This is a genomic window from Acinetobacter sp. YH16044 (assembly GCF_013417145.1).
Taxonomy (GTDB): domain Bacteria; phylum Pseudomonadota; class Gammaproteobacteria; order Pseudomonadales; family Moraxellaceae; genus Acinetobacter; species Acinetobacter amyesii.
The window spans coordinates 1-2,432 of the sequence record NZ_VPEK01000101.1 but is presented as its reverse complement, the minus strand read 5'-3'; the positions used below and the strand labels follow the sequence as shown (position 1 = coordinate 2,432).

3 protein-coding genes are annotated in these 2,432 nt (G+C 38.2%); 1 reads left to right on the top strand and 2 read right to left on the bottom strand.

Annotated features, from left to right (window positions below; genetic code table 11):
* Positions 1-19: 19 nt before the first annotated feature.
* Positions 20-175, bottom strand: coding sequence for a hypothetical protein (locus tag FTV38_RS17150; RefSeq protein ID WP_004847148.1), 156 nt, complete (start codon positions 173-175; stop codon positions 20-22).
* A 280-nt stretch (positions 176-455) separates the two neighbouring features.
* Here FTV38_RS17150 and FTV38_RS17145 point away from each other — a divergent pair, with 280 nt between their 5' ends.
* Complete coding sequence (locus FTV38_RS17145) at positions 456-866, top strand: conjugal transfer protein TraD (RefSeq protein ID WP_179995789.1); 411 nt, start codon at positions 456-458, stop codon at positions 864-866.
* A gap of 237 nt (positions 867-1,103) precedes the next feature.
* Here the strand turns inward: FTV38_RS17145 and lpxO are convergent, their stop codons facing one another.
* Positions 1,104-2,018 (bottom strand): lipid A hydroxylase LpxO, encoded by a 915-nt coding sequence (gene lpxO / locus FTV38_RS17140; protein WP_125273387.1) that lies wholly within the window; start codon positions 2,016-2,018, stop codon positions 1,104-1,106.
* Between the last annotated feature and the right edge of the window lie 414 nt (positions 2,019-2,432).

Genomic DNA, 2,432 nt, shown 5'->3' with positions numbered 1-2,432 from the left:
CTTAAACGAGCAATCGCCATTAGGTCTTATCCTGTTCCTTTTTTCGGTTACGTTCTTTTTTAAACGCTCTTTGATCAAGTATCGAAGCCCACATCATAATGATGATAAGTAGCGGTGCTGCGATCACGCCAAAACTAATATCTTTGATTTTTCCCAAGACCTGTTTTAGTTGCATGCTGTTGCTCCTAGCTTTGGTACTTCTTTTTTTAATTCAATTGAAAATTGAATTAAAAAAAGAAGTTTCAGGGTTTTAGGGATGAAATCCCTAACGTGCTTAGGTTTCTCAATGAAATTGAGAAACGTCTAAGCGCGCCATCAAAATTTTGATGGAAGTGCAGGCGACAATATCTAGAACGAACTTTAACAAAATTGCGTACCTTGGACGTAATTATTTTGTTATCGTTCTTTGAGAATTGAGCATGTACTTTTGCGGTATCTGAATTAAGGAATTGAATATGAATAATGAATGGCTGTCTGAAAAAATTACCTACATTTCTGCATTAAAGAATCCAAGTGATGCTCAAAAACTTCTATTGGAATTGGCTCAAATTCAGTACCGAACACCTGAACAAGAAAAGAAATTAAATGCCCTTATCAAAGCTGAAAAAGCTATAGATCGAGCAAATAAACAGAAAGTCGTTGTTAGAAAATTACTCAATGCGGAAAAGGAAGCTGAACGTAAAGCTCGTACACGTCACCTCATCCAATTAGGCGCACTTTTTGAAATTGCTAACCTAGATCAGCGTGACCCCGCCGAATTACTTGGAGTTCTGCTTAAAACTGCTGAAATTGATCCAAATGATATGAAATGGCAAATTTGGAAAGAATTAGGACAAGAGATATTAAATCAACGTAAAATTAATTAACTACAAGAAACTTTTGCACCTTGAAACCTCATGCTTTATCTAACTTATAAGTTGCGATCTTAAAAATGAAAGAGATACGCGCTCATGTTGTTTTTAGTTTTAACTGGATAAAGCATAAAGCCATGCGTGGTTCAAATCCACTGTAAGCCTTGAAATAAATAGAAAAATCAAAAGGGCAGATAGGCTTCCCCTTTTCTGCCCAAATAAAAAAACGCCCCTCAGGGCGTTTAATGTACTTTAAAACACATAAGGTCGAACAAAGATCAGGAAGAAAATTCCGAGCATTAAGAACCACTTTAAGAAGTAGTACAGTTGACGGTTGGTTTTCTTCAAGGCTTTAGCTTTGATCCGCACTTGATAGACATAACCAAAGACTTTATTCAGTCCACCCGTTTGATCCCCTGCTTCATTTGGAGAGCTGGCAGCGGTCATAACTTTTTTACCAAACCAGTGATTGAAACGTTCCATAAAGCGTGTCTTTAATGGACGCTCGACATCGGCAAAGAAAATAATGCGGTTTTGATCAGTGGTGTTTTCGGCATAGTGAATATAAGTTTCATCAAAGACCACGCTTTCACCATCGCGCCATGAATAGCGCTCACCATCCACATCAATAAAGCAGCGATCATCATTCGGTGTGATCAACCCCAAGTGATAACGCAATGAACCCGCATAAGGGTCACGGTGACGAACCAAACGGCTGTCAGGTGCCAGCTCGGTAAACATCGCGGCTTTAATGGTCGGCAAGGTTTTCAGCAACGCCGTCGTTTTTGGACAAAGTTCAGCGGCTGATGGATGTGCAGAGTCATACCATTTCAGATAAAAACGCTTCCAGCCTGTTTTGAAAAAGGAGTTAAACCCCAAGTCATCATAACTGCTCGATGCTTTAATTCCGCCTTTTTCATATAAAGCTTTTGCTTCATCACGAATCATTTCCCAGTTTTCATCCAACACTTTTAAGTCTTGAAAATGCTGTGTATCGATATATGGCTGATTCGGTACCTTTGAAAACATGTACATGAGGTAGTTAATTGGCGCAAGAATCGTTGAGTGATCGAAAAATTGACGATAAAACGAGTGACGAACCTTCCCACGTTGCTGAATATAAAGTGCAGAAAGAATAAAAATCGCCAGAATGATCCACTTAATCATATGAAAACCTGGAAACCAAAGAAAACGAAATAAAAGAAAAAGACCAGTATTCGGTCTAGACTGCGAATTGTAGCATAGGCTGCAAAGTACGTCCTATTTCCAGCTTTTCATCACAAGTTTTCATTAATTATTGCAATTGGCACATGGTTTTATTGGAATAAGAAAAGCAAAGAAGTATTTAAAGAACTTAAACAAGCTATTGAAAACATAATTAATTAGTCAAATAGCCTAAGCAATAAAATTAGAATAGATCAAACATCCGCTTATTATTCTTAAACGCTTAATAAGCTCTCAACTTCTCAACTCGCCCCCAAAGCGTCGCACTTCGTGCTTTGGCTTTGGAAACGGTTGAGAGAGTTTCGGCAATACTCTCCCTAAAGGCGGTCATTTAAAAAAATGACGCATCCTTTAAGT

What these genes read in the sequence shown, in the direction of transcription:
- FTV38_RS17150 (WP_004847148.1), bottom strand. Translation starts at nt 175, where the DNA reads ATGCAACTAAAACAGGTCTTGGGAAAAATCAAAGATATTAGTTTTGGC.
- FTV38_RS17145 (WP_179995789.1), top strand. Translation starts at nt 456, where the DNA reads ATGAATAATGAATGGCTGTCTGAAAAAATTACCTACATTTCTGCATTA.
- lpxO (WP_125273387.1), bottom strand. Translation starts at nt 2,018, where the DNA reads ATGATTAAGTGGATCATTCTGGCGATTTTTATTCTTTCTGCACTTTAT.